This window comes from Hymenobacter volaticus (assembly GCF_022921055.1).
Classification (GTDB): Bacteria; Bacteroidota; Bacteroidia; order Cytophagales; family Hymenobacteraceae; genus Hymenobacter; species Hymenobacter volaticus.
In genome coordinates this window covers 4,952,577-4,975,583 of the sequence record NZ_CP095061.1, presented here as the reverse complement: position 1 = coordinate 4,975,583, position 23,007 = coordinate 4,952,577, and the positions used below count along the sequence as shown (strand labels likewise).

The following is a 23,007-nucleotide window of genomic DNA, read 5'->3' as shown; positions in this document are numbered from 1 at the left end:
CCATGGATGACAACCAACTCCTGCAGAACTATTCCGACCAAGAGAAAGCGGCGTATCTGAGTGTGATTGCCAGCTTAGCTTCCGCCGACCGTGAAGCCTCGGCCGCCGAAATAGAGTTTTTGCAGCAGCTAGCACACCAGGCAGGCCTTTCGGGCGGCGCGACGCAGCAAGTACTGGCGGCAGCCAAAGACTCTACAAATCAAAGCGTACAAGCCAATCTAGATGCGTTGAAAGGAAGCGAGCTACGCTTTTCCTTAGTAACTGACCTCATTAGCTTCGCCCGCGCTGATGGATCGTACGCCAACGACGAGGAAGCTATGGTAAACAAAATTGCTAGCTACCTCGGTATCAATCAGCAGCAAACCCAAGCTTTAGAGCAGGTAGTTGACCAAGCAGCGAGCGTTCCGCACGATGCCAACGATCCTGCCAAGCAAGGTTTTCTAAGCGGCGTTACCGATAAACTCTCCAGCGTAGGTATTCCGAAAGGCGCCTTGATGGCCGGCCTGTTAGGCGTGGCCGCACCCATGATACTATCACGAGTGATGGGTGGCCGCGGTGGCTCGATGGGCGGTGGTATGCTCGGGGGCAGCGGCTCGATGGGTGGTTTACTAAGCGGTGCTATGGGCAGCGCCATGGGCGGCAGCTCGATGGGCGGTATGCTCGGTGGTTTGTTGGGTGGTGGCCTGCTGAGTAGTGTACTCGGCGGTGGCGGTGCTCAAAGCTCGTATGGCAATATACCGCAGCAAGGCTCGCATGTCGGCAGCGGCGGTCTTGGTTCTCTTATGTCTATCCTTGGTGGCCTGGGTGGTCAGCCTGGCTCGGCCCCACGCAGCGCAGGCGGTGGCGGCTTGGGTAGCTTGCTCGGTGGCGGTGGCGGCGGAATGGGGAGCCTTCTTGGCGGCCTACTCGGTGGCCGTTAGAGTGAATTAAAGATTAGCATATAGCATCTAAGCCGGCTATTCCATCAGGAATAGCCGGCTTTTCTGTGTAAGCATTCTACATACAGTATGATGGACAATGCATGGGAACGTTAGTATAGCCCACGCAATAACAATTTTTTGAATAACCAAAATGCTATTATTTCTGAGCTTAAATCTATGCTTGTAAACCGCTTTGGTATGATTTCAACTTTTATTATTAAAATATGTATTTGGACTTGTTGTTAATATTCATTTAACGTTGTACTATTGAGGTAAAATATGTGGCATTCATAGGCTCAATGTTCTTTCGTCTACGAAATGAACATGTCCCCATCATAGAATCTCAAATACTGTCCTTGTAGCGCCGCATAACTAATTATGAGGAGGGTCACGCCATGTTTATTCCCAAGTTCGAATATAGGTTCGATCTGAAAGTTATAGAGTGGTTTTCAGTTATTTGTGATTAATCCCTTTCAATGACTACCGCGTAATTACAGCACACTATACAAGTTTGGTTTAGACCAACTGAACTCTCCTTACTATAGATCTACAGATTAAATACAACAGTATTGCTTAGCCACTAGATCTAGCTCTAGGATACGAATTCTTGCTATAGTCAGCTTTTCCATTTCCCAATTAAACCACCATTGCAATTTCCCAACAACATATGAGAGTACCTCTACCCCCTCTAAAAGGCGGGATACACCGCAAGGCCTACGGGCTCTTGCTGTTTCTGCTATTCCTAGCTGTCCAAGTCATGGGGCAGACCATCAGCACACCTAGCATTTCCGCTACTGACCTTTGTCAAGGAACTGCCAGCAGTGTTGTTATTACATTCACAGCTAACGGTCAATTCGTAAACACGGGTCAACCAAATGCGAGAAACTCCTTTACCATTCAGTTGTCTAATAAGGATGGGTCATTTGCTAGTTTCACTGTTATAAGTGCATTTCAAGGAGGAGCTGGGACAACGCCTATCTCTGTTATTATTCCTGCCAGCACTGCAACCGGAGACAACTATCGTGTTAGAGTAGTATCCTCTAATCCGGTTGCAACAAGTCCGATTTCAGGTCCGATCAGCATCAAAGCACTGTCAACTGCCAGTATTAGCGCCAGTTCACCTATTTGCAGCGGTTCTACCTCAACTGTAATTTTCAATGGAACGCCTAATGCTATAGTTACTTACAGAATAGGAAGCGGTTCCAATTCAACTATCAGCCTGAATAACCAAGGCAGGGCTTCATTAACTACCGCGGCTCTGACAACTACCACAACTTACTCCTTGGTAAGTGCTGCGTATGGGTCTGGTGCTTCATGCGACAACACTCTAAGTGGCAGCGCTACCATAACGGTTAATCCGTTGCCTACTTTAAGCAGCAGTGCCCTAGGTTCAATTTGCAGCGGCACGCCGTTCATCTATACTGCTACCAGCGCCACTGGGGGTACTAACTTTAGTTGGAGTCGTGCGGCCGTACCAGGTATCAGTAATGCAGCAAGCTCTGGAAATTCAGCTGTTATAAACGAGAACCTTGTTAACACAACAGCAACTCCTATTGCGGTTACCTATGTGTATACCTTAACTGCTAATGGGTGCCCAAACACTCAGAATGTAATTGTTACTGTTAATCCGAAGCCGGTAGCCACAATTGCTGCCAACGGCCCAACAACCTTCTGCAGCGGCGGCTCTGTGACATTGACTGCTTCGGGTGGTACAAGCTACCTGTGGAGTAACGGTGAAACCACTTCTTCCATAACTGTAAGTGCTTCGGGTAACTATAGTGTAACGGCTACCAATGCAGCACGATGTTCGGCAGCCTCAGCCGTTACTACCGTAACTGTAAACCCGTTGCCAAGCGCTGCTTTCGCGTATGCTACTGGCTCGTTCTGCAAGTCGGGTATTAATCCTACTCCAAGCATCTCGGGCGAAGCAGGTGGCACCTTCTCGTCGGGTACGGGTCTAAGCTTAGACGAAAAGACGGGTGCAATCAATCTGAGCGCCAGCACGGCTGGTACGTATGTGGTGACTTACACTGTATCAGGTACTTGCTCGAGCAGCGCCACTGCTTCCATCACGATTACTGATGCGCCAGTTGCCACATTCACTTACGGAGCCGCCTCGTACTGCACCTCTGTTCCTTCTGCGCAAGTGGCTTTAGCTGCTGGCGCGACAGTTGGCACCTTCTCCGCTTCTCCCACAGGCTTGGCGATAAATGCAGCTACCGGCGAAATCAATCCTAGCACTAGCTTGGCAGGTACCTACGTGGTAACGAATACCATTGCAGCAAGCAATGGCTGCGCCGTCACTTCGGCCACTACGTCTGTAAGCATCAAGGCTGTGCCAGTGATAGTAACTCAACCATTGGCTACCACAGTTAAGTTTGGAGAACAAGCCAGCTTTACTGTTCAGGCAACGGGAACGGGCGTTGAATACCAATGGTACAAAGGCGCCTTAGGTTCAGGTAGCCTCATCTCTGGCGCTACAAACTCTACCTATACAATTTCGTCTGCTGCTATAACCGACGCAGACGAATACTATGTACTGGTTACTGGCGCTTGTTCTTCAGTAACAAGTGCAGCCGTTAGGCTAACTGTAGACAAAGCCACCGCCACGTTGATGCTTACAGCGGCCGACTTGACCCAAACCTATGATGGGACAGGCAAAACGGTAATTGCCACGGTAAGCCCGGCTAATTTGGCTGGCGTATCGGTGACGTATGCGCGCCTCACCAATGGGGTGGCAGGCCCGGCTAGTAGCACGCTGCCCGTTGATGCTGGTTCCTACCAAGTAGTGGCTCGCTTGAGCAACGACAACTATGCTGCTGAGGACGTAACTAACACGCTGGTTATCAAAAAAGCCGATCAGAATATCACGGTGACTACTGCTGCGCCGTCAAGTGCTGTGTTTGGCAGCAGCTTCACCGTGGCGGCTACTTCTAGCTCCGGCTTAGTTGTGACATACGCCAGCGCTGGCTCGTTGACCAACAACGGCGCTACCTACACCATGACCCGTGGTACTGGTACCGGCACGGTTAAGTACAGCCAGGCTGGTAACGAGAATTACAATGAGGCGCCTGAGGTAATAGCAACGGTAAATGCCGTTAAAGCAGATCAAAGCATCACGATAACGACGGCTTCACCGAGCAGTGCTGTCTACAACACCAGCTTCACGGTGGCAGCTACGGCTAGCTCGGGCTTGCCCGTGAGCTACGGCCGCACAGGGGCGTTGACCAACAGCGGCGCCTCCTACACCCTGACCAGCGGCACCACCGGCGGCACGGTGACTTACAACCAGGCCGGCAACGAGAACTACAATGCCGCTCCTGAACTCACGGCTCCTGTCACCGCACTCAAGGCTAACGCTACGCTAGAATTGACAGCATCTGATTTAAGCCAGCTGTACACCGGAACAGGCAAGACAGTCGGCATTACGACGGATCCAGCTAATTTGGCTGGCGTATCGGTGACGTATGCGCGCCTCACCAATGGGGTGGCAGGCCCGGCTAGTAGCACGCTGCCCGTTGATGCTGGTTCCTACCAAGTAGTAGGCAGCTTGAGCAACGACAACTATGCTGCTGAAGACGTAACCAACACGCTGGTTATTGATAAGGCAGTGGCAACATTGGCTTTGGGAACTACCACGTTCACTTACACGGGTTCCCCTAAAGCAGTAACTGTTACTACAACTCCAAGCGGTTTGTCTGGCGTAGCCGTAACGTACAATGGGTCATCGACGACTCCTGCGGCGGCTGGCACCTATGATGTGGTGGCAAGCTTGAGCAACCCCAACTACACCGCTAGCGACGCTCTAGGAAAGTTGACCATCGAAAAAGCACTGGCAACGGTAACGCTAGGCAGTCTGAGCCAGACCTACACCGGCAACGCCTTAGCCGCTACGGCTAGCACGAGTGCCACCGGCTCCAGTACCTTCACTTACACCTACTCCCAAGGAGGAACGCCTGTAATAGCTCCTACTAACGCAGGATCTTACGCCGTGGAGGTTACGTTGCACAACGATAACTTTACCGGCTCAGCTACCGGGACGCTCGTTATCGGTAAAGCAGCGGCTTCTGTCACGCTTGCTAGCTTGAGCCAAACGTATGACGCTACGGCCAAGGCCGCTACAGCCTCCACCACGGCTACAGGAGCCAGCAGCTTCGTATTCACGTACTTGCAGGGAGGCACAGTGGTAGCAGCTCCTACCAACGCTGGCAGCTACAATGTACTAGCCACCTTGAACAACGCTAATTACTCGGGTTCAGCAACCGGCGTCCTAGTAATCAACAAAGCAGACGCTAGTAACTCTATTACGCTAAGCAACTTAGTGCAGACCTATAATGGCAGTGCCAAGTCGGCATCAGCCACGACTACGGTAACGGGTCTGAGCACCTTCACTTTCGCTTATTCGCAGGCAGCTACACCCGTAGCCGCTCCGACCAATGCAGGTTCTTACACTGTAGAAGCGACGTTGCACAACGACAACTTCACCGGCTCAGCGACCAGTACGCTCGTTATTGGCAAAGCAACGGCGACAATTGCTTTTGGCAACACTACGCAAACCTACACGGGCTCTCCACTGCCTGTAACAGCTACAACTACCCCAGCTAACTTAAGCGGAGTGGAAGTACAATACAGCAGCGCTAGCTATGCAAGCTCTACCACGGCACCTACCAATGCGGGTACGTATGCAGTAGCCGCCACCTTAACTCATGCTAACTATGAGTTGGCCACTAGCCCAGCTACTACTACGTTGGTAATTAACAAAGCTAACCAGAGCATTACGGTTACGACAGCAGCCCCAAGCAGTGCCGTCTACAACACGAGCTTCACGGTGGCAGCTACGGCTAGCTCGGGCTTGCCCGTGAGCTACGGCCGCACGGGTTCGTTGACCAACAGCGGTGCCACCTACATCCTGACCAGCGGCACCACCGGCGGCACGGTGACTTACAACCAAGCAGGCAACGAGAACTATAATGCTGCACCCCAACTAACAGCATCGGTGACGGCAACCAAGGCTAACCAGACTATCACCTGGGCTAATCCAGCAGCTATCGTTTACGGTACTCCTCTCTCAAACACGCAACTCAACGCTACGGTAGCGGGCGCGCCATACGGCACGGCCGCTGGTGCACTGACGTATACCCCTGCTTCAGGTACGGTGCTCAATGCGGGTTCTCAGACCCTGCGGGTGGATGCTGCAGCTACCGACAATTACAATGCGGCTAGCAAGACGGTAACGTTGCAGGTTGACCAACAAACGGTTAATCCAGTTGCTGACACCTACTACACAGGTTCAAGCTTCTACTGGACGACAAGCTCAAGCAGCAACACAGCTACTTTGAATCTTGTGACCACCCTGAAGACCAACCCTAACTACAGCGGTAACATCACTACCGCCAGAGCGTCGTTCTTCATCCGCAACGGTACCACCCTCACGCCTATCAACGGTGCGCAGAACTTGCCAGTAGGGTTAGTCAATCCTGGTGATTTGACCACCGGAACAGCCGCTGCCAACGTGCAATACAGCATCAGCGGCTCCACAACCATCTTGAACATTGCAGTTGTTGTGACAGGCAATTACAAGAGCATTAATAGCTCATCGACTGACAAGGAAGTGACAGTGGCAGTACCAACACCTGGCGGACAAATAGCTGGCGGCGGCAAATTTGATGCTACCAGTTCAGCTGGCTACGTCAAAGGTTCGGCCGGTTTTGCTTTCTACGTCCAGTACAACAAGAGCTTAAAGAATCCGCAGGGCGGCGTAGAAGTAACGGTGAACAGCAAGTTTGACCGCAATGGCATCGAAACGCCGACTATGCACACCTACAAGCTCAAGAGCAACGCTATTTCGGTTCTGGCTACCACGAACCCAACGGCTCAGTTTAGCAGCAAGGCCAACATAGCGGAGATTGTAAATGGCGTAGCGCAGAGTATAGAAGGCAACTGCACCATGCAACTCGACATGTACGACGGCTTGCGCAACGCTTCTGTAACTGCTCCGGCTGCTCAAATAGATAGCCTTGCCATCACCGTGTACCGCAGCAACGGTGGGGTGTGGTATTCAAGCAAATGGAATGGCGTAAAGACTGTTAGAAGAACGGTAGCCTTTATCGATGAAGTTTCGGTTGCTGGTGCTCCTGCCCAAGCACGCGTTACCGCAGTTACCACTAGCAGTCCGGCCGTATTGAGCACCGCCACCAGTACCTCAGCGTTGAAGAGTGTTGACCAGTCGTTGGAAGTATATCCTAACCCGATGTCTGACAAAGCGACTGTACGCTTCACGGCCCCAGCAGGCGGTAAGGCGCAGGTATATCTCTACAACGGCGTGGGAAGCTTGGTGTCTACCCTCTACAACGCCGAAATAGTTGGTGGCCACGAGTACACCCTCCCCCTGAGCAGCGAAAATCTGCCCGAAGGAGTTTATATGTGCCGCTTGATTGTAAACGGCAAAGTGGAAAACAAGCGTGTCGTTGTTGCACACTAGCCAAACTCATCCATCTGTGCGTTGCTCATAGTGGGTAGTGCACAGATAGGCGGTATAAACATGATGCCCAGCTACCAGAGCGTAACCGCTTGGTGGCTGGGCATCAGTCATTGTAGTAGGTCCAGGCTTATGGGTACAACCACCTCACGAACTCCTAGCATCCTAGCATTTGGCACTTCAGTGAGCCATAAATGACGCTCGTGTGCGCAAAGCCGGTGCTGTTAGCTCCTCAAGGAAGGAGTAGCTGGGTTGAGGCTATCCGCTGGGTTGGCGAGCTGCACGATGGTAGTGCCAGTGTTGGCAAATTGGCCACCGTGCTGCTCTACCACTTCAATCAGGCTATAGTTTAACGCCTCTTTCACGTCAAGATATTCGACGTAGCTGTCGGTGTGCACGAAGTACTGCACGGTTACTTCCCGGGCAGTGGGCGTAAGAGCGGCGAACTTTACCTCGGCCGGGTCCTCTACCAACGGGTGCGCTTCAATAACAGCGCGGGCGCTTTCAACAATGGCGCGAAGCTGCTCACTGGTAGTAGTTTGGCTCAGGTTCAGCGTGAAGCTCACGCGCCGAGCGGTCCGCAACGAGAGGTTGTCGAGGGGTTTGTCGATCATGCTCTTGTTGGGCACAGTCACGTAGCTTTTCTCGGCGGTGCGCAGCCGGGTACTGCGGAAGCCTACTTTCTCCACGGTGCCCGTAATGCCGCCAACCGTCACCAGCTCGCCTACTGCAAAAGGCCGGTCAAGGAAGATGGTGAATGAGGCAATCAGGTTCTCTAAACTTTCTTTGGCAGCGAAGGCAACAGCCAAACCCCAATGCCCAAGCCCCCAATCAAGGCCGTTACGTTCACGCCGAACACCCGACTCAACATCACCAAAAACGTGAGGGTGATAACCAATACTTTCAGCAAGTCTTTGGCGAAGGGTATCAACTGGTTGTTGAGGTGCGAGGGGGTGGCTTCGGCTCGGCGCTGAAACACCATCACGGCGAAGTCAATGATGCGCAACATGATCCAGCCGACACCCGAAAAAACGGCAAGCTGAAACAAGCGAAAGAAAAACACCTGCACCACCGGCTCATTATGCGTTATCTCGTCGCTACGCACCGGATAATCGAGTACTTGAAACGCGAAGTAGGTGGTTACCAGAAAGATGACTACTGACAGTGGCTGAATCAGTAAGGCATGAAAGTGGTGCTCCGCCACTCCTTCTGTCTTGGTACGGATGAACCGGAACAGTAGCCTCGATAGCAGCTTCGACAGCAAGGTTTTGAAAGCGAAGCCAAAGAGCAGAATGCCTACGCACCACAAATAAGACCGCACATCGTTGCCGAGGAAACGATAGTTCAGAAATTCGTGCAGGGTCATTTTACAGTAGTTGATGAACAATAAATAGTAGTACAAAACGGATAGGCTAGCAGTTGAATTCCTTTAGTTATCAAGCTGCTGGCCATTGCCAAAACCGTACCACTTGCATTAAACTTATACAAGCTGCCGCAAAGCCATTTCAAAAGACTTCTGCGCCAAACTGGTAGTATCGTCGCCTTGCTGACGAGTACGGGCCAGTGCTTGGCGGATCACGCGGGACGTGTCGCCGAAAATGGCTTGGTCGGTGATTTCGGCGTTGGTTTCCATTAAGTAGGCAAACACGCGAGCCATACCGCAGTTAGCCACGAAATCGGGGATAACGGAAGTATGCTGGTCGGCAAACTCGCCGGTGGGGCCAAAGAAGATTTCTGAATCCTGAAATGGCACATTGGCCCGCACGAAATCACCTCCAAACCGCCTGCAATCAGTTGCTCTACCTGCGCCCGCGAAACCAACCGCGACGAGGCCGCCGGAATAAATATTTCCGCCCTAGATTGCCAAATTTGCTGGTTGATTTCGTCAAACGACAACAGATTGGGAGCTGTGAGTGCATTCCCGACTCTGTTCAGAAACAACGTCCGAATTTCTTCCAGCGTGAAGCCTTCGGGCCGTAACAAGCCGCCCGCCCGGTCGATGATGCCGGTAATGCGCACGCCTTGGCTGGCTAGGTAGTAGGCCGCAGCCGCGCCCACGTTGCCCCAACCTTGCACAATGGCGCGCTTGCCTACCACCGAGCGGCTGCCCCACAGTTCGTAATAATGCCGTACGGCTTCGGCCACGCCATAGCCCGTAATCAGGTCGGCCACGGTGTACTTGCGGCGCAGGTCGGGCGTGAAGCTGGCATCTTCCAGTACTTTCACCACGCCTTGGCGCAGTTGACCTAACTTCTGAATCTTTTGTGGCTCGGTAGCGCGGTAGTGCCCGTTTACAATGCCTTCCTGCGGGTGCCAAAGGCCATAGTCTTCGGTGATGGGAATGACGTCGTGAATTTCGTCTACGTTCAAGTCGCCGCCGGTGCCGTAGTACGCTTTGAGCAGCGGAATAACGGCGCGATACCACCGCTCCAGCACACCACGCTTGCGAGGGTCCTGCGGATCGAAGTTAATACCCGACTTAGCGCCGCCGATAGCCGGCCCCGATACCGTGAACTTCACTTCCATCGTTTTGGCCAGGCTTTCTACTTCCCGCTTGTCGAGGCCTTTGCGCATGCGAGTCCCGCCGCCGGCCGCCCCGCCCCGTAACGAGTTGATTACCACCCAGCCTTCTGCTTCGGTTTCGGCATCCTTCCACTCAAAAACTATTTCCGGACGCTTATTTTCGAACTTGGCGAGTAGATCTTTCATGTAAAAAATTTTGGGGTGGGACGGAAAAAGTATGTTTTAAGAGAACAAAGGTACGCAGCTCCCGTAGAGCCTCCGGTCTTGGAGCCTCTAATGCACTTGTTTTGGAACCTCGCACGTTAGAGTAGGGAGGGGCCCAAATTTTTTTTGGGGGATTTTCATTCATAGGAACTCTTTCCATCAGAAATATCGTATTAGTTATATTCCTGACGGAACTGCTCTTTTTCGTTTTTCAGCCACCGTTGTCCATCAGTATGAAACCTTTGCTCTCACGCGTAGAATCCAAAAAAGTAGATAAGGCCGCTGCCATGCTTAAAGTATTGGCTCACCCAAAACGGTTGGCCATAGTAGATTTGCTTGGTAAAGAAGACAAAATGACTGTTACGGAAATCTACCGTACGCTCGATTTGCCCCAGGCAATTGCTTCTCAGCACTTGATTACTCTGAAAGACCGTGGCATCCTGTCCTCGTTCAAAGTGGGTACCAAAATCTATTACTCTCTTTCCATTCCTAAGTTGCTCGATGTGATTGATTCACTCGAGGAGTGCTGCGACACCATGTAATACAAGCGCAAGCTTGCGAAAACCTGAAAAAGACCGCCATCTGACGGTCTTTTTTCATTGGCACTGAGTTCAGCAATGTTGAAAGCTTCTGCGTTGCAAATGCCTGCAATCAACTGTTGTTTCGATCTAAGAAGCTGAAGCAAATCTTGGCAAACTTTGTCTGAACCGCATGTGGGCGGGAATGACACCTGCATTATTAGGCAGGATATAAATTCCCTAAAGCAAACGCGCCCCTGTCGCTCGCGAGCAACAGGGGCGCGTTTGCTTTGGTAGAAGCAGCTAAGCTACCGTTGGCTGATTTTCTAAGTCGAACAAGTCGGTGAGAACGTCGATCAGTTGATCGGCTTCGCCGCGCTTGCAAGCCGCTTTGAGCTGGATGACCGGATGCTTGAGGATTTTCTGCATCAGCGACTTCGTTACCTCGTCCATGCGGCGGGCTTCCTCGGGGCTCATCTTCTTCTGGAAACGGTCCATTTCTTCCTGCCGAATCTGCTCTAGCGCATTCTTCAGTTTCTGGATGGTTGGCGATACCAGCATCTCCTTGCTCCAGTCATTAAGGCCAGCAATGCTGTCGGCAATGATGGCGCGCACTTGCGGTACAGCAGCCAAACGGCGCTCTAATGCGGCTGAGGCCTTGCTCTGGATGGAGTCGATATTGTAAACCAGCACGCCCGGTACAGTTTCTACGTCGCTCTCTATGCTACGCGGCACCGAGAGGTCAATGAAGAACTTATAGCTCAATACATCGAGGTTAGCGACCAACTCGCGGGTGAAGAAGGGGGTAGGCGCGTTGATGGACGAGATAATCACGTCGGCCTCCTTGAGGCCCTGCGCCAAGTCTTCGAAGTTCAGGATCTTGAGGCCGCACTCGGCAGCCAAGATGGCGGCTTTCGAGCGGGTGCGGTTGCAGATTGTGACGTCGGTGAAGAACTTACTGTCGCCGAAGTGGCGGCACACATCTTCACCAATCTCCCCTAGGCCAACAATCAGTACTCGCGGGTTGGCTACATCAGCGGTGAGTTCTTCTACTAGTTCCAGCGCAGCGTAGGAAGTAGAAGCAGCCCCGTCACGGAAAGAGGTTTCTTGCTGTACGCGCTTGTTGGTGAAAAATACCGTGTGCAAGAGCCGGTGCAGAAACGGCCCGGCCGCATCCTCATCAGCCGACCACTGATAGGCCTGCTTCACTTGGTTGCTGATTTGCAAGTCACCGACCACTTGCGCATCGAGACCCATGGCAACCTCAAAGAGGTGTTGCACAGCCTCGTCGGCAGAATCAAGAATATCGAAGTAAGGATAGTACTGGCTAACAGTTGCCAAATTCTTGAGTTCGCCCAGCGCCTCGATGATGGCCGGACTCTGGTCACGGTCGGCAACGTAGTATACCTCTGTCCGATTGCAGGTGCTGAGTACCAGCAAATCGGTGAGGGCTAACTCGTGATGAAGGGTATGCAGAAAGCGGCGGCAGGCGGCTTCATCCAGCGCAATCAGCTCCCGGATTTCGAGGGGAGCTTTCTTGAAGGACAGACTAACGGCCTTAAAGGGGTGAGGCATAGCGAATGGCAACTGCAATTGCAGGCGGCAAAATTACGGCACAAATCGATAGAATGAAAACAGCGACGAGGACCGTGTGGTTCAGAGAAAGTTTAAATTACCGGTAAGACACTTGTAAGCGACATTTTACGTTGATAGGCTGCTGAAAATAGTTGCTAACAACGCCATTCTGACGCGTAACAACGACGTTTTTGGCCACTTCAACCTCCTCTGTACGGCGACTTTGTGAGGTAATATACCCCGCAATAGCAGGAGTTGTACCTTCGTGCAGCACCCGTTCTGATAGACTACTCGTACTGGCAGACCATATGGTTGCTTTGACCCTTCCTTACGGGTCGCCTCATCTCTCGTCGCCTTCCTTACGTCCTTGATAGCCATTTACGACCAGAAAACCCGCATTAAGCTGCTTATTATAGCAGTTGCACTGCTTATTGCGGCCGCTACCGTCATCTATACCAACGTGCTGGTGCAGCGCGTATCGGAGCGTGAACAGCAGCAAATTGCGCTCTACGCCAAAACCCAGCGCTACATTATCAACACGGAAGAAGAGTCGAATCTGTCGTTTCTGATGGACGAGATTATTGACGCCAATACCACCATTCCTGTTGTGCTGGCCAACGGCGATGGAGATATAGTAGATGCTAAGAATGTTAATATTCCGAAGGGGCTAAGCGAGAAAGCAACCCGGGCTTTTTTGCAGCGCGAAATTTCGGTGATGAAGCTGCAGCACCCTCCCATCATCATCGAGCTAGGCGGGCCGCAACGGGGCTACATCTACTACAAAGACTCGGCGTTGCTGGCCCAGCTACGGACGTATCCGCTGGTGCAGTTGGCAGTTATTGCCTGCCTAGGAGTTATCGCCTACTTCGCCTTTAGCTACTCGCGGCGCTCCGAGCAAAACCGGGTATGGGTGGGCTTGGCTAAGGAAACGGCTCACCAGCTTGGTACCCCACTTAGCAGCCTGATGGCTTGGCAAACCTACCTAAGTGAGAGCGAAAGGTTTAAGGATGAGCCTATTGTAGAAGAGCTAAGCAAAGACATCCGACGGCTGCAGATTATCACCGAGCGTTTCTCAAACATTGGTTCGGTGCCGGTGCTCAAGCCTGAGAACATCTTGCGCACCACTCAAAACGCTATTTCTTATCTGCAAAGTCGCGTATCGAGAAAGGTGATCTTCGAAATAAAAACCGACTTGCCTACTGATACACCCGCGCTACTCAACATCCCGCTATTCGATTGGGTGATCGAGAATATCTGCAAGAACGCCGTCGATGCTATGGATGGCCGCGGTAGTATCACGCTGCACTTGCGCCGCCCCGTGCGCGACAAAAAATCCATTGCCATCGACATTACCGATACCGGCAAAGGCATCCCAAAAAGCCGAATCGACCGGGTGTTCTTACCTGGCTATACTACCAAAAAACGCGGGTGGGGATTAGGACTGGCTTTGGCAAAGCGCATCATCGAGAACTATCACCAAGGTAAGCTCTTCGTGAAGTGGAGTGAGGTGGGCCGCGGCACTACTTTTCGCTTGATATTGAAAGGTTAGAATAGGCTCGTGAAAGCAGTTGCTATTCCTTGGCAGTTATTGTCTCGGAAGCTTCGCGGGCTTTCTTGGCTTCGCTGCGGTTGGTGATTTCGACGTAGCTATTGCCGGTAACGGGCTTGCCATTGTGCGTGCCTTCTACGCGGCACATGCCTTCCCAATAGTGCATCTTGATGCCAGCAAACAGCTTAAGCGTTAGCTCCTGATTAGGCATGACGGGCGTGATGGTAAGATCGTAGCCTTTGCTGGGGATGCGCAGGCGCCACTTACTGGGGTACCGCAGCCGAGAACTAGGGCTGGTCCAATAGTCGGTAGTTTCCAGCTGAAAATCACTTTCGTTGAGGTGAGTGTTCTGGGCTTGCGCGCCATAGTGCGAGCCACCACCAATGTGCTGACCAGTGCCTTTGTTGTAGAGCTGGTAGGCCATGATTTCCTCTTGCGGCTCATTCAACTGAATACTAAACCAGTCCCATCCCAGATCTTTGGTCGTGACGCTGTTGCAGTTCCATTGCCGGTCATACCACAATTCGCCTTCAACTTGGCGGGTTTTGCCACCTATTTCTAGGATGCCGTTAGCACTGAGGCGGGGATAGCTGTAGTAGCCCGCGGTGGCAGTGGGGCCATACTTCTCGTAGCCAGTGCCGCTGTGCAGCAGAACGGGTTTGGCGGGAGTGGTAGTCAGGTTGATGGCTTGATCGGGATGGGCAGCCATACGGGCCTGCAAGTGGTAGCGGCCTTCCTGCCCACTCAGCGTCCAACGCTGGTCTTTCTTCTGGGTAGCTAGGTTGAGGGGCAAGTTAGCCGCCAGCAACTGCGGCAAACGCTCCACTTTGTAGTCGTAGCGGAACTGCTTCTGTTGCGGATCGGTGAGGGCGAAGTTGACCATTTGCCAATCCTTCTTGCCCGTGACGTTGAAGTGGAAAAACACGTATTCTACCCGAAAGTCTCTCCGGTAGCTTTGTCGCGCAGGTGGCCGGTGAAATACCACCACTCCAGGGAGTTTTGCTTGTGCACGGCTTCCTCTTGCGGCAGTTGTGCCCGCTCGGCCAGAACGTCGTACTTATTAGTGGGTTTGAGGGAGCAACCGGTGGCTGTAAATAGCAGGATGGAAATAGTAAGGAGCAGGTTCTTCATACCCCGCAATAAGGCTTTTGGGGCCGAAAGGTTTGGTCTTAGCGGTTAAAAGCGTATCGAAGGCGATACCACATAGCTCGTGGATGCCAAGGCCAGGGTTTGACATCATACCCGACAACCGCCCCCATTACCTGAGTATCCATGGCCAAGCCAATAAAGGTATTTTGCCCCAAACAAGTCTCCAGGCTTTTTTCCTCGCTCTTATAGCCAACGTAAAAGAAAGCCAAAGTCTGATAGGGGGTACAGAGGCCGGAATCTGTAATTCAAAGGTGCCATCCGGATTTGTAGACACTCCAACAGTAGTGTTCTTGACTAAAACAGTTACGCCTGGTAAGCCATTCTTGGTCTTTTTATCCACAACTCGTCCTCGCACCACCAAGGGTGCCCCAAGTGGTATTGGCTCACTGCGTAGCGGCGCCTTTATCTTTCCTTTCTTGACTGCTTGTTCTGTCGGCGGGCTTTGTTGAGCCTGTGCAACTGGCGCTACTACGGATGACAACCCGAGCACTGCCGCCGTAGCAGCTAGCCAAGTCCGCCAGTGCGAAGCCGGCATTGGCGACGGAAGCAACGGCCGCTGTAGCTGATCTTCCCGAAACCGGCCGCAGGTTGAACTGGCTTGGCCAAGCAGAGCTAGAATTTCGGCGTCGGTTTTCTGCGTGAAATCTACCACTACGTTGTTGCAAGCGGCGCAGTGACGGCCTTGCGCGGTGGCAGTCATAGCGGACCAGTTCTGGTGGCAGGGCGTTGGAATGGTGAGTGTAGTACGGGTTGACATCGGCTAGGCGTTGGGTTCACCTAGTTGATGCCGAGGCCGGTTATATTCCACACGCAGTTCTACTTTTATTTTGATGCCACCATCCGAAGTTCGTGCCTATTGCAGTGGCGGTTTCATCGGTGGGTCGTGGCGCATGATCCGGCCCATAATCTTGCCCCGACCAGGCACCGACTTCAGCCGCACTAGAAGTGGGGCAGGAGCAGGCGAAATTCTCGTGGGTACCACTTGCTGCTTGTGCACAAAGGGGCTGCCTTGCACCCGTAGTTGCACGCTGTTCTTCTGCACGGGCGCCCATTTCTGTAGCATCGTAAAGCTGAAGTTGCCTTGCTCGTCGGTCACGGCTCCGTACTTGGTGTCACCGATAAAGATTTCAGCACCCGGCACGCCTAAGCCCGTAGAATCGTCGAGTACGCGGCCCTGGATAGTGACCTGACCTTTGGGGGCCGTAGCATGTGCGTCGGTTTGTTCGGTAGGACGGGGTACAGCACGAAGCGACGAGAAGCCAGTTGCGGCGTCGGCAGCTAGCAGCGGCTTTAGTCCCAACAAGGCAACGGCAGCTACCAACCAGCGACGCCAGCGCGGCGCCGACGGTGTGGGTGATGTGGGTGGCACTGCAAACTGACCAGCCCGAAAATACCCACAAACTTTGCCGGCCGCAGGTTGAGCTAGCCAGGCGATTACCTCAGCTTCGCTCATGCCGGAGAAGTCGATTACCTCGTGCTGACAGCTGCCGCAGTGGCGGCCGTGCGCGGTGGGTGTCATGGCTGCCCAAGATGTGGGGCAGGGCGACGGAACAGAGAAGGCCATAGGGATAGGAGTTGGAAAATAGAACTACTTGCTAGATGCTGGCTCCAACCAAAATCCATAGCAGTACTGGGATAATCTATCTAAAAATCAGACCAAAATTAAAGAGGTGGTGCCGCTGCTACTGTTTGGGTTGCGTCCTTGAGTGAAGATCATCCGAAGTCCAGATATGCAGCTCCGCCGCATTATTCTGTATCTTTTGCCCTTTCATACGTTCTCCTGCTTTGTCTACACCTCTTCCTCCTAGTCGCCTGACCGGCCTGTTCCGCCGCAAAAACCTCGACGACCTGTTGCTTAACCCGCCCGTCGACGCCGATGGGCACTCGCCCGGAGGCGGCCTCGCCCGGCACCTCACCGTCCGCGACCTGACGGCGTTGGGCATTGCGGCGGTTATCGGGGCAGGTATCTTCAGCACCATTGGCAACGCCTCTCATGATGGGGGACCGGCCGTGTCGCTGCTGTTTGTGTTTACGGCCGTGGCCTGCGCATTTTCGGCGTTGTGCTACGCGCAATTTGCCGCCACTATCCCTGTTAGTGGCTCGGCCTATACCTATGCTTACGCCTCGTTTGGGGAGTTGGCCGCCTGGATAATTGGCTGGGCGCTGATCATGGAATACGCCGTCGGCAACATCGTGGTGGCTATATCCTGGTCGGATTACTTTACGGGCCTCATGGATGGTATTGGGGTGCACATCCCCGTTTGGCTAACGATGGGCATGCAAAGCGCCCACAAGCACTACAACGAGGTGCTGGAGCTGATGCAAGCTGGTAAGCCCTTGGCCGACGCCACACCCACGCAATTAGCAGGGTATCAGGCATGGGCCGCGGCGCCGCAATTGCCAGGTGATTTGCGGCTCGTTATTGATTTGCCGGCTGGCCTGATTACGCTGCTCATCACAGCCGTGGTATACATTGGTATCAAGGAATCGAAAAACGCCTCCAACCTGCTGGTGCTGCTCAAGCTGACCGTGGTAGCCGTGGTTATTGGCGTGGGCGTATTCTACGTGAACCCCGGCAACTGGAGCCCTTTCGCCCCGAACGGTATTGGCGGGGTGCTGAAAGGCGTATCGGCGGTGTTCTTCGCTTACATCGGCTTCGACGCCATTTCCACCACCGCCGAGGAGTGCAAGAACCCACAGCGCGACTTGCCCCGGGCCATGATTTATGCCCTCATTATCTGTACGGTGCTCTACGTGATTATCACGCTGGTGCTCACGGGTATGGTGAGCTACACCGAGCTAGGTGTGGGTGACCCACTGGCGTTTGTGTTCCAGAAAGTAGGGTTGAATTGGCTGGCCGGCGTGGTAGCCGTGAGTGCCATCTTCGCTATGGCGTCGGTGCTACTCGTGTTCCAAATTGGCCAGCCTCGCATCTGGATGACCATGAGCCGCGACGGATTGCTGCCACCGGTGTTTGCTCGGGTGCACCCCAAGTTTCACACGCCCTCCTTTAGCACCGTCGTTACGGGCTTCTTTGTAGGCGTGCCGGCCATGCTCCTGAACATGGACCTCGTCATCGACCTGACTAGTATCGGGACGCTGTTCGCCTTTGCGCTAGTGTGCGGCGGCATTCTCATCATCGACCCGTATGGGAAGTCGGATGCCCGCTTCAAGGTGCCGTACATCAACGGGCAGTTTCTGGTACCGCTCCTAATGCTAGTTGGTGTCGTGCTGGTGTTTACCTACAACCAAGCCGGCTTACAAGAATTCCAGAAAGCCTTGAGCAGTGGGTATGAAGAAGCCCGTCACTACATTCCGATGCTAGTGTTTCTGCTGTTTTGCGTGGCATTGGCCTGGCTTTCGTTCCGCAAGCACCTATCACTATTGCCTACGCTTGGCCTGCTGACCAATCTGTACCTCATGACGCAACTCGGTGTGAACAACTGGCTGCTGTTTTTCGGCTGGCTGATTATCGGCCTCGCCTTGTATTTCAACTACGGTTTCAAGCACAGTAAATTACGGCTGAAGCATATGCCAGCCGGCCGCTAAGCTACCTATTGGCAACCACAAAGTGTTCGAACTCGCTGCCTGTTTCAGGTGTCGGGTTTTTCGTGTATTCTAACTTGCTTATTGCCGCCAATTGCCTTGGTGCCTGTTGGTTTGCCCTTGCTATCTTCCTCTAAAATTGTCTTTGCAAGCTCAAAATTCGGCGGCCTCAGACTACCGAAGTTGAGACATACACTACTAACTCGACGCTGTGCCAGTTGGCTCACTGAAACAGAGTGAGGAGATGCAAACGGTATGCTGAAATCAGTTGGCAGCAAATAGCACCCGAACCTGCATAGGCATTACAATACGCCTTTCTGCACCTCAGAATTTTTCAACCCAAAGGAAAAGATTTGGCACATGCGTGTTACCGAATTTCTCATGTGGTTAAACACCCAAATAGCTATAGTAAGGTCGTAAGGCTCTTTTAGCCTAATTGCAGTCTTGCGCTTAAGCTGTTCAGCGTAGACCTTTTAACCTCTACTTAATATTAGAATTTATATATACTTATTGACTTTAAATTAAAACCCTAGCTTGCTGTATCTCAACTAGTAGTATTTGCATTCTAAGGACATGGCACGATTGAAGATTGGGGTTATCGACTTAGTTTGCAAAGGGCCTACCACCACGTTGTGGGCCCGCGCCATGCACGCTAATCTAGCCAGCATTATGCCTCAAGTAGTGGCTACTTGGTGCGAAGAGGAAGGGCACGACGTGAAGCTGATTTGCTACACCGGCCTGGAAGACTTGCGGAAAGAATTGCCCAAAGGCGTTGATTTGGTGTTCATTAGTGCCTTCACCGAAGCGGCGTTGCTAGCCTATGCACTCAGCAATTACTTCCGCAGCCAAGGTGCCGTAACGGTGCTCGGCGGTCCGCACGCTCGGTGCTATCCGGATGATGCGGTGCAGTATTTCGATTTCGTGCTTGGCTTCACCAACCAAGGCACCATTCAGGAGGTGCTCAACAACTGCCAGCCGCAGCGCCCCGAGGGCAAGCACCTGTCGGCGGGCAAGCAACCGAGCCATTTGCCGGGTGTGCGGGAGCGGTGGAAGTTCATCGAGCCGACCTTGAAAAAAGCGCCGGTGCTGAAAATGGTGCCCATGATTGGCAGCGTCGGCTGCCCCTACACCTGCGCCTTTTGCATTGATGCCACCGTGGACTATCAACCCATGAGCGTCGACATCATCAAGGAAGATCTACGCTTTCTGCTCACCAAGTTCAAGAAACCTGTGGTGGGTTGGCACGATCCCAACTTCGGCGTCCGGTTCCACGAAACCATGGACGCCATTGAGGCGGCGGCCCCGCTCAAGAGCTTTCGCTTTTTGGCAGAAAGCAGCTTGTCTATCCTCACCGAAGACCACTTGAAAGTGCTGCAAAACCATGGCTTTGAGGCGCTGCTGCCGGGCGTTGAATCGTGGTACGAGTTGGGTAATAAGTCGCGCACTTCGCGGCTGGCCGGCGAGGAAAAGGTGCGGCGCGTGGCCGAGCACGTCAACCTGATGTTCAAGTACGTGCCGTACGTGCAAACCAACTTCGTGCTTGGCCTCGACAGCGACGCTGGCGACGAGCCGTTCGAGCTAACCAAACGGTTTGTGGATCTAGCGCCGGCAGCTTTCCCGGGTTACTCGTTGTTGAGTGCTTTCGGCGAAGCGGCCCCACTCAACCTCGACTACCAGAAAAACAACCGGGTGCTGCCGTTTCCCTTCCACTTCCTCAACAACCACCTGGCGATGAACGTGAAGCCCGCCAACTACGAGTGGGTGGATTTCTACGACAAGGTCATCGACCTCACCGCCTACACGTTCTCGAAGAAAGCTATTTACCGCCGCTACATGGCCTCGCCCTCCCGCGCCTCCAAGTGGATGAACACCATGCGGGCCATCTCGTCGGAGGGCTACGGCCGGCTGCGCTTCTTCAAGCAAGTGCGCCAAAATCTGATACACGATAGAGGCTTCCGGCAGTATTTCGAAGGAGAGTCGCAAGAGTTGCCTGCCTTCTACAAGCAGATCATCCAAAACGATTTGGGTAGTTGGTGGGAATGGTTGCCGAAAGGAGCTATAGACCACAACCAAAACGCCTATCTGCACAAGAAAAACGGCGCCGCTCTGACGGCGTAGCTAGCGCAAAAGAACTGCAGCAAGAAGGGGCGTCATACTGAGCTTACCGCCGCATCAGGTGTGCGACCTTGTATCATCAATTGTCATGTAAAGGTGGAAAAGGTCGTCATGCTGAGCGCAGCTGAAGCATCTCGCTCGAATCATTGAGTTAGTATCACAACCTCAGCACGCGAGATGCTTCGGCTGCGCTCAGCATGACGATCTTTAACTGAATGGTTCTACTAACAACAGCTTAAACAATAAGCTAGGGAGTAGCACTCACTTGGCTCTATGGATGATAGCCACGCTAGCTAGGATGATTACCATGCCGAGCACGTGCCAGAGGTTGAAGTCTTCGCCGTCGAGCAGGCCCCAACCCAAGGCGACAATAGGAATTAGGTAGGTGTTAGAAGAAGCAAACAGAGCGGTGGAGCTTTGGATGAGCTTGTTGAAAAGCACCATCGCTACGGCCGTACTCATAGTGGCTAGCAAGGCAATGTAGCCGAAGGCCGGCCAAGCTCCCGGCACGGAAGCTAGCTTAGGTAGAAAGTCGGTGCCGAACAGCAGGAAGGCCAGCGCCGGACCACCGATAAAGAGCAGCAACAAGCTCGTGACGGCCACCGCCGGAATACCATGGAAGTGATGCTTGATGATGTTCACGCTCACGCCGTAGCCCAACGTAGCCAGCACGATATAAAGACCGTACCAGGCATTGCCTTCGCCAGTAGGGGTAGCCTCACCGCCGCTGCCGCCCAGTAGCATCAGCACCACGGTACCTACCAAACCGAGCACGATGCCAAGCACCCGCAACCCCGTCAGTTTCTGCCCGAAAAAAGCAGCGCCTACCACCAACGTAAACACCACCGTAAGCGCGTTGAGCACACCTGCTAGTCCCGAAGCAAGCCGGGTTTCGGCGTAGGCAAACAAGAAGGCCGGAATCAGAGTGCCCACCACGCCGCTGAGCAGCAGCCACTTAAAGCGCCCCCGATCTACTTTGTTTAGGTGCTTGAGGGCAAACGGCAGCAGCAGCAACGCAGCCACACTCACGCGGGCCGCCCCCAATTCTAGCGCCGAAAATACCACTAAGCCTTTCTTCATCAAGATGAAGGAGGTACCCCAAATACTGGCCAGCACCACCAACAGTCCCCAAGCCGACGCCGGAATTCGGTGGGGTGGGGGAGGAGACACTGGTGGCGAAGAAGGAGCCGTGGTAACGGCTGGGGCGGGAGAGTTGGACATCAGAGCAGAACGAAGTAAAGTCTATCGTCTCGACAAAGGAAGGACCTTCTCACGACAGCACAAGCTGTTGTTGCGTGAGAAGGTCCTCTCTTCGTTGGAAAAACGAGCAAGCGAAACCACCAAAACCAATTACCCTACCAGTACGGGCTCGGCGGCAATAATTTCGTCTAGGATGGCGTGCACTTCCTCCACTGAGTCGGTTTCGACGAGGCGCATACGCCAGCTTTTAGCGCCTTCGAGGCCGCGGAAATATTGGGCGTAGTGGCGGCGCATCTCGAAGATGCCCACACGCTGGCCTTTCCACTCGATGCTCTTATCGAAGTGCATGCGGCACATGTTTACGCGCTCCTCCACGGTGGGCGGAGCCAGTAGCTCGCCGGTGGCCACGTAGTGTTTCACCTCCCGAAATATCCAAGGGTAGCCAATGCTGGCCCGCCCAATCATGACGCCGTCCACGCCGTAGCGGTTCTTATACTCCACCGCCTTTTGAGGGGAATCGATGTCGCCGTTGCCGAAGATAGGAATGCGGATGCGCGGGTTCTCCTTGATTCTGGCAATCAGGCGCCAATCGGCGTCGCCCTTGTACATCTGCACACGGGTGCGGCCGTGTACTGTAAGCGCTTCGATACCTATGTCCTGCAACCGTTCGGCTACGTCCTCCACGTTCTTGGTCGCGTCGTCCCAACCGAGGCGGGTCTTCACGGTCACGGGCAGGTGCGTGGCTTTTACAACGGCCGAAGTCATTTCCACCATCTTCGGAATGTCGCGCAGCAAGGCAGCGCCAGCACCCCGGCAAGCGACTTGCTTCACGGGGCAGCCGTAGTTGATGTCGATAAGATCGGGGCCGGCGAGGGTGCTGATACGGGCGCACTCGCCCATCGTTGCTACATCGGAGCCGAAGAGCTGAATACCAATCGGCCGCTCGTAGTCGAACACGTCGAGCTTTTTGCGGCTCTTTGCGGCGTCGCGGATTAGGCCTTCCGAGGAAATAAACTCGGTGTACATCAAATCGGCCCCGTTGGCTTTGCATACGGCCCGGAATGGCGGGTCCGACACGTCCTCCATGGGCGCGAGCAGCAACGGGAAATCGGGCAGAGCAAGGTCGCGGATGTGTACCACGGATAAAGAAGGTTAGCGGATTTTGCGCAAATTTACGACATATACAATGCGCAGTGCTTAGGTCGTTCCCCGTGTCGTATCCAGAGTGGA

The 23,007-nt window shown here is 53.4% G+C and carries 15 protein-coding genes and 2 pseudogenes; 7 read left to right on the top strand and 10 right to left on the bottom strand.

Going from position 1 to position 23,007, the window contains the following annotated elements:
* The first annotated feature begins 2 nt into the window (after positions 1 to 2).
* From MUN86_RS31335 to MUN86_RS21685, 3 genes and pseudogenes are all read left to right on the top strand, one after another.
* Positions 3 to 920: a TerB family tellurite resistance protein gene (locus tag MUN86_RS31335; RefSeq protein ID WP_280640558.1), complete on the top strand. Its 918-nt coding sequence runs from the start codon at positions 3 to 5 to the stop codon at positions 918 to 920.
* 667 nt (positions 921 to 1,587) lie between these two features.
* Positions 1,588 to 2,544 (top strand): annotated as a pseudogene (locus tag MUN86_RS32470) (hypothetical protein); the annotation flags it as partial.
* Between the two features lie 63 nt (positions 2,545 to 2,607).
* Positions 2,608 to 7,401: an MBG domain-containing protein gene (locus tag MUN86_RS21685; RefSeq protein ID WP_245120063.1), complete on the top strand. Its 4,794-nt coding sequence runs from the start codon at positions 2,608 to 2,610 to the stop codon at positions 7,399 to 7,401.
* 221 nt (positions 7,402 to 7,622) lie between these two features.
* On the opposite strand, the gene MUN86_RS21680 is transcribed toward MUN86_RS21685, so the two are convergent.
* From MUN86_RS21680 to MUN86_RS21670, 3 genes and pseudogenes are all read right to left on the bottom strand, one after another.
* Positions 7,623 to 8,207 (bottom strand): mechanosensitive ion channel family protein, encoded by a 585-nt coding sequence (locus tag MUN86_RS21680; protein WP_245120062.1) that lies wholly within the window; start codon positions 8,205 to 8,207, stop codon positions 7,623 to 7,625.
* The gene (locus MUN86_RS21675; protein WP_245120061.1) at positions 8,174 to 8,764 is read right to left on the bottom strand and encodes a hypothetical protein; all 591 of its coding nucleotides are present in this window, start codon (positions 8,762 to 8,764) and stop codon (positions 8,174 to 8,176) included. Before MUN86_RS21675 ends, MUN86_RS21680 begins: the two co-directional genes overlap by 34 nt.
* Before the next feature lie 114 nt (positions 8,765 to 8,878).
* Positions 8,879 to 10,107: pseudogene (locus MUN86_RS21670) on the bottom strand (Glu/Leu/Phe/Val dehydrogenase dimerization domain-containing protein).
* A 251-nt stretch (positions 10,108 to 10,358) separates the two neighbouring features.
* On the opposite strand from MUN86_RS21670, the gene MUN86_RS21665 reads away from it, so the two are divergent.
* A complete protein-coding gene (locus MUN86_RS21665) occupies positions 10,359 to 10,667 on the top strand; it encodes an ArsR/SmtB family transcription factor (protein ID WP_243798306.1) in 309 nt (102 codons plus the stop codon).
* Between the two features lie 279 nt (positions 10,668 to 10,946).
* Here the strand turns inward: MUN86_RS21665 and hemA are convergent, their stop codons facing one another.
* Positions 10,947 to 12,218, bottom strand: a complete 1,272-nt coding sequence (gene hemA, locus MUN86_RS21660; protein WP_245120060.1) for a glutamyl-tRNA reductase — start codon at positions 12,216 to 12,218, stop codon at positions 10,947 to 10,949.
* A 367-nt stretch (positions 12,219 to 12,585) separates the two neighbouring features.
* Here hemA and MUN86_RS21655 point away from each other — a divergent pair, with 367 nt between their 5' ends.
* Positions 12,586 to 13,767: an ATP-binding protein gene (locus MUN86_RS21655; RefSeq protein WP_245120059.1), complete on the top strand. Its 1,182-nt coding sequence runs from the start codon at positions 12,586 to 12,588 to the stop codon at positions 13,765 to 13,767.
* Positions 13,768 to 13,789: 22 nt separating this feature from the next.
* On the opposite strand, the gene MUN86_RS21650 is transcribed toward MUN86_RS21655, so the two are convergent.
* From MUN86_RS21650 to MUN86_RS21635, 4 genes are all read right to left on the bottom strand, one after another.
* Positions 13,790 to 14,692, bottom strand: a complete 903-nt coding sequence (locus MUN86_RS21650; protein ID WP_245120058.1) for a lipocalin-like domain-containing protein — start codon at positions 14,690 to 14,692, stop codon at positions 13,790 to 13,792.
* Between the two features lie 5 nt (positions 14,693 to 14,697).
* Positions 14,698 to 14,898, bottom strand: a complete 201-nt coding sequence (locus MUN86_RS21645) for a carotenoid 1,2-hydratase (protein WP_245120057.1) — start codon at positions 14,896 to 14,898, stop codon at positions 14,698 to 14,700.
* Positions 14,899 to 15,025: 127 nt separating this feature from the next.
* The gene (locus MUN86_RS21640; protein WP_245120056.1) at positions 15,026 to 15,673 is read right to left on the bottom strand and encodes a carboxypeptidase-like regulatory domain-containing protein; all 648 of its coding nucleotides are present in this window, start codon (positions 15,671 to 15,673) and stop codon (positions 15,026 to 15,028) included.
* Positions 15,674 to 15,769: 96 nt separating this feature from the next.
* Positions 15,770 to 16,480, bottom strand: a complete 711-nt coding sequence (locus tag MUN86_RS21635) for a carboxypeptidase-like regulatory domain-containing protein (RefSeq protein WP_245120055.1) — start codon at positions 16,478 to 16,480, stop codon at positions 15,770 to 15,772.
* Between the two features lie 221 nt (positions 16,481 to 16,701).
* On the opposite strand from MUN86_RS21635, the gene MUN86_RS21630 reads away from it, so the two are divergent.
* Positions 16,702 to 18,465 (top strand): amino acid permease, encoded by a 1,764-nt coding sequence (locus MUN86_RS21630; RefSeq protein WP_245120054.1) that lies wholly within the window; start codon positions 16,702 to 16,704, stop codon positions 18,463 to 18,465.
* Between the two features lie 570 nt (positions 18,466 to 19,035).
* On the top strand, positions 19,036 to 20,580 hold the full coding sequence (locus MUN86_RS21625) for a B12-binding domain-containing radical SAM protein (RefSeq protein ID WP_245120053.1): 1,545 nt from the start codon (positions 19,036 to 19,038) through the stop codon (positions 20,578 to 20,580).
* Positions 20,581 to 20,838: 258 nt separating this feature from the next.
* Here the strand turns inward: MUN86_RS21625 and MUN86_RS21620 are convergent, their stop codons facing one another.
* Together MUN86_RS21620 and dusB are read right to left on the bottom strand one after the other, a co-directional pair.
* A complete protein-coding gene (locus MUN86_RS21620) occupies positions 20,839 to 21,798 on the bottom strand; it encodes a DMT family transporter (RefSeq protein WP_245120052.1) in 960 nt (319 codons plus the stop codon).
* 129 nt (positions 21,799 to 21,927) lie between these two features.
* Complete coding sequence (gene dusB, locus MUN86_RS21615) at positions 21,928 to 22,917, bottom strand: tRNA dihydrouridine synthase DusB (RefSeq protein WP_245120051.1); 990 nt, start codon at positions 22,915 to 22,917, stop codon at positions 21,928 to 21,930.
* Positions 22,918 to 23,007: the final 90 nt, after the last annotated feature.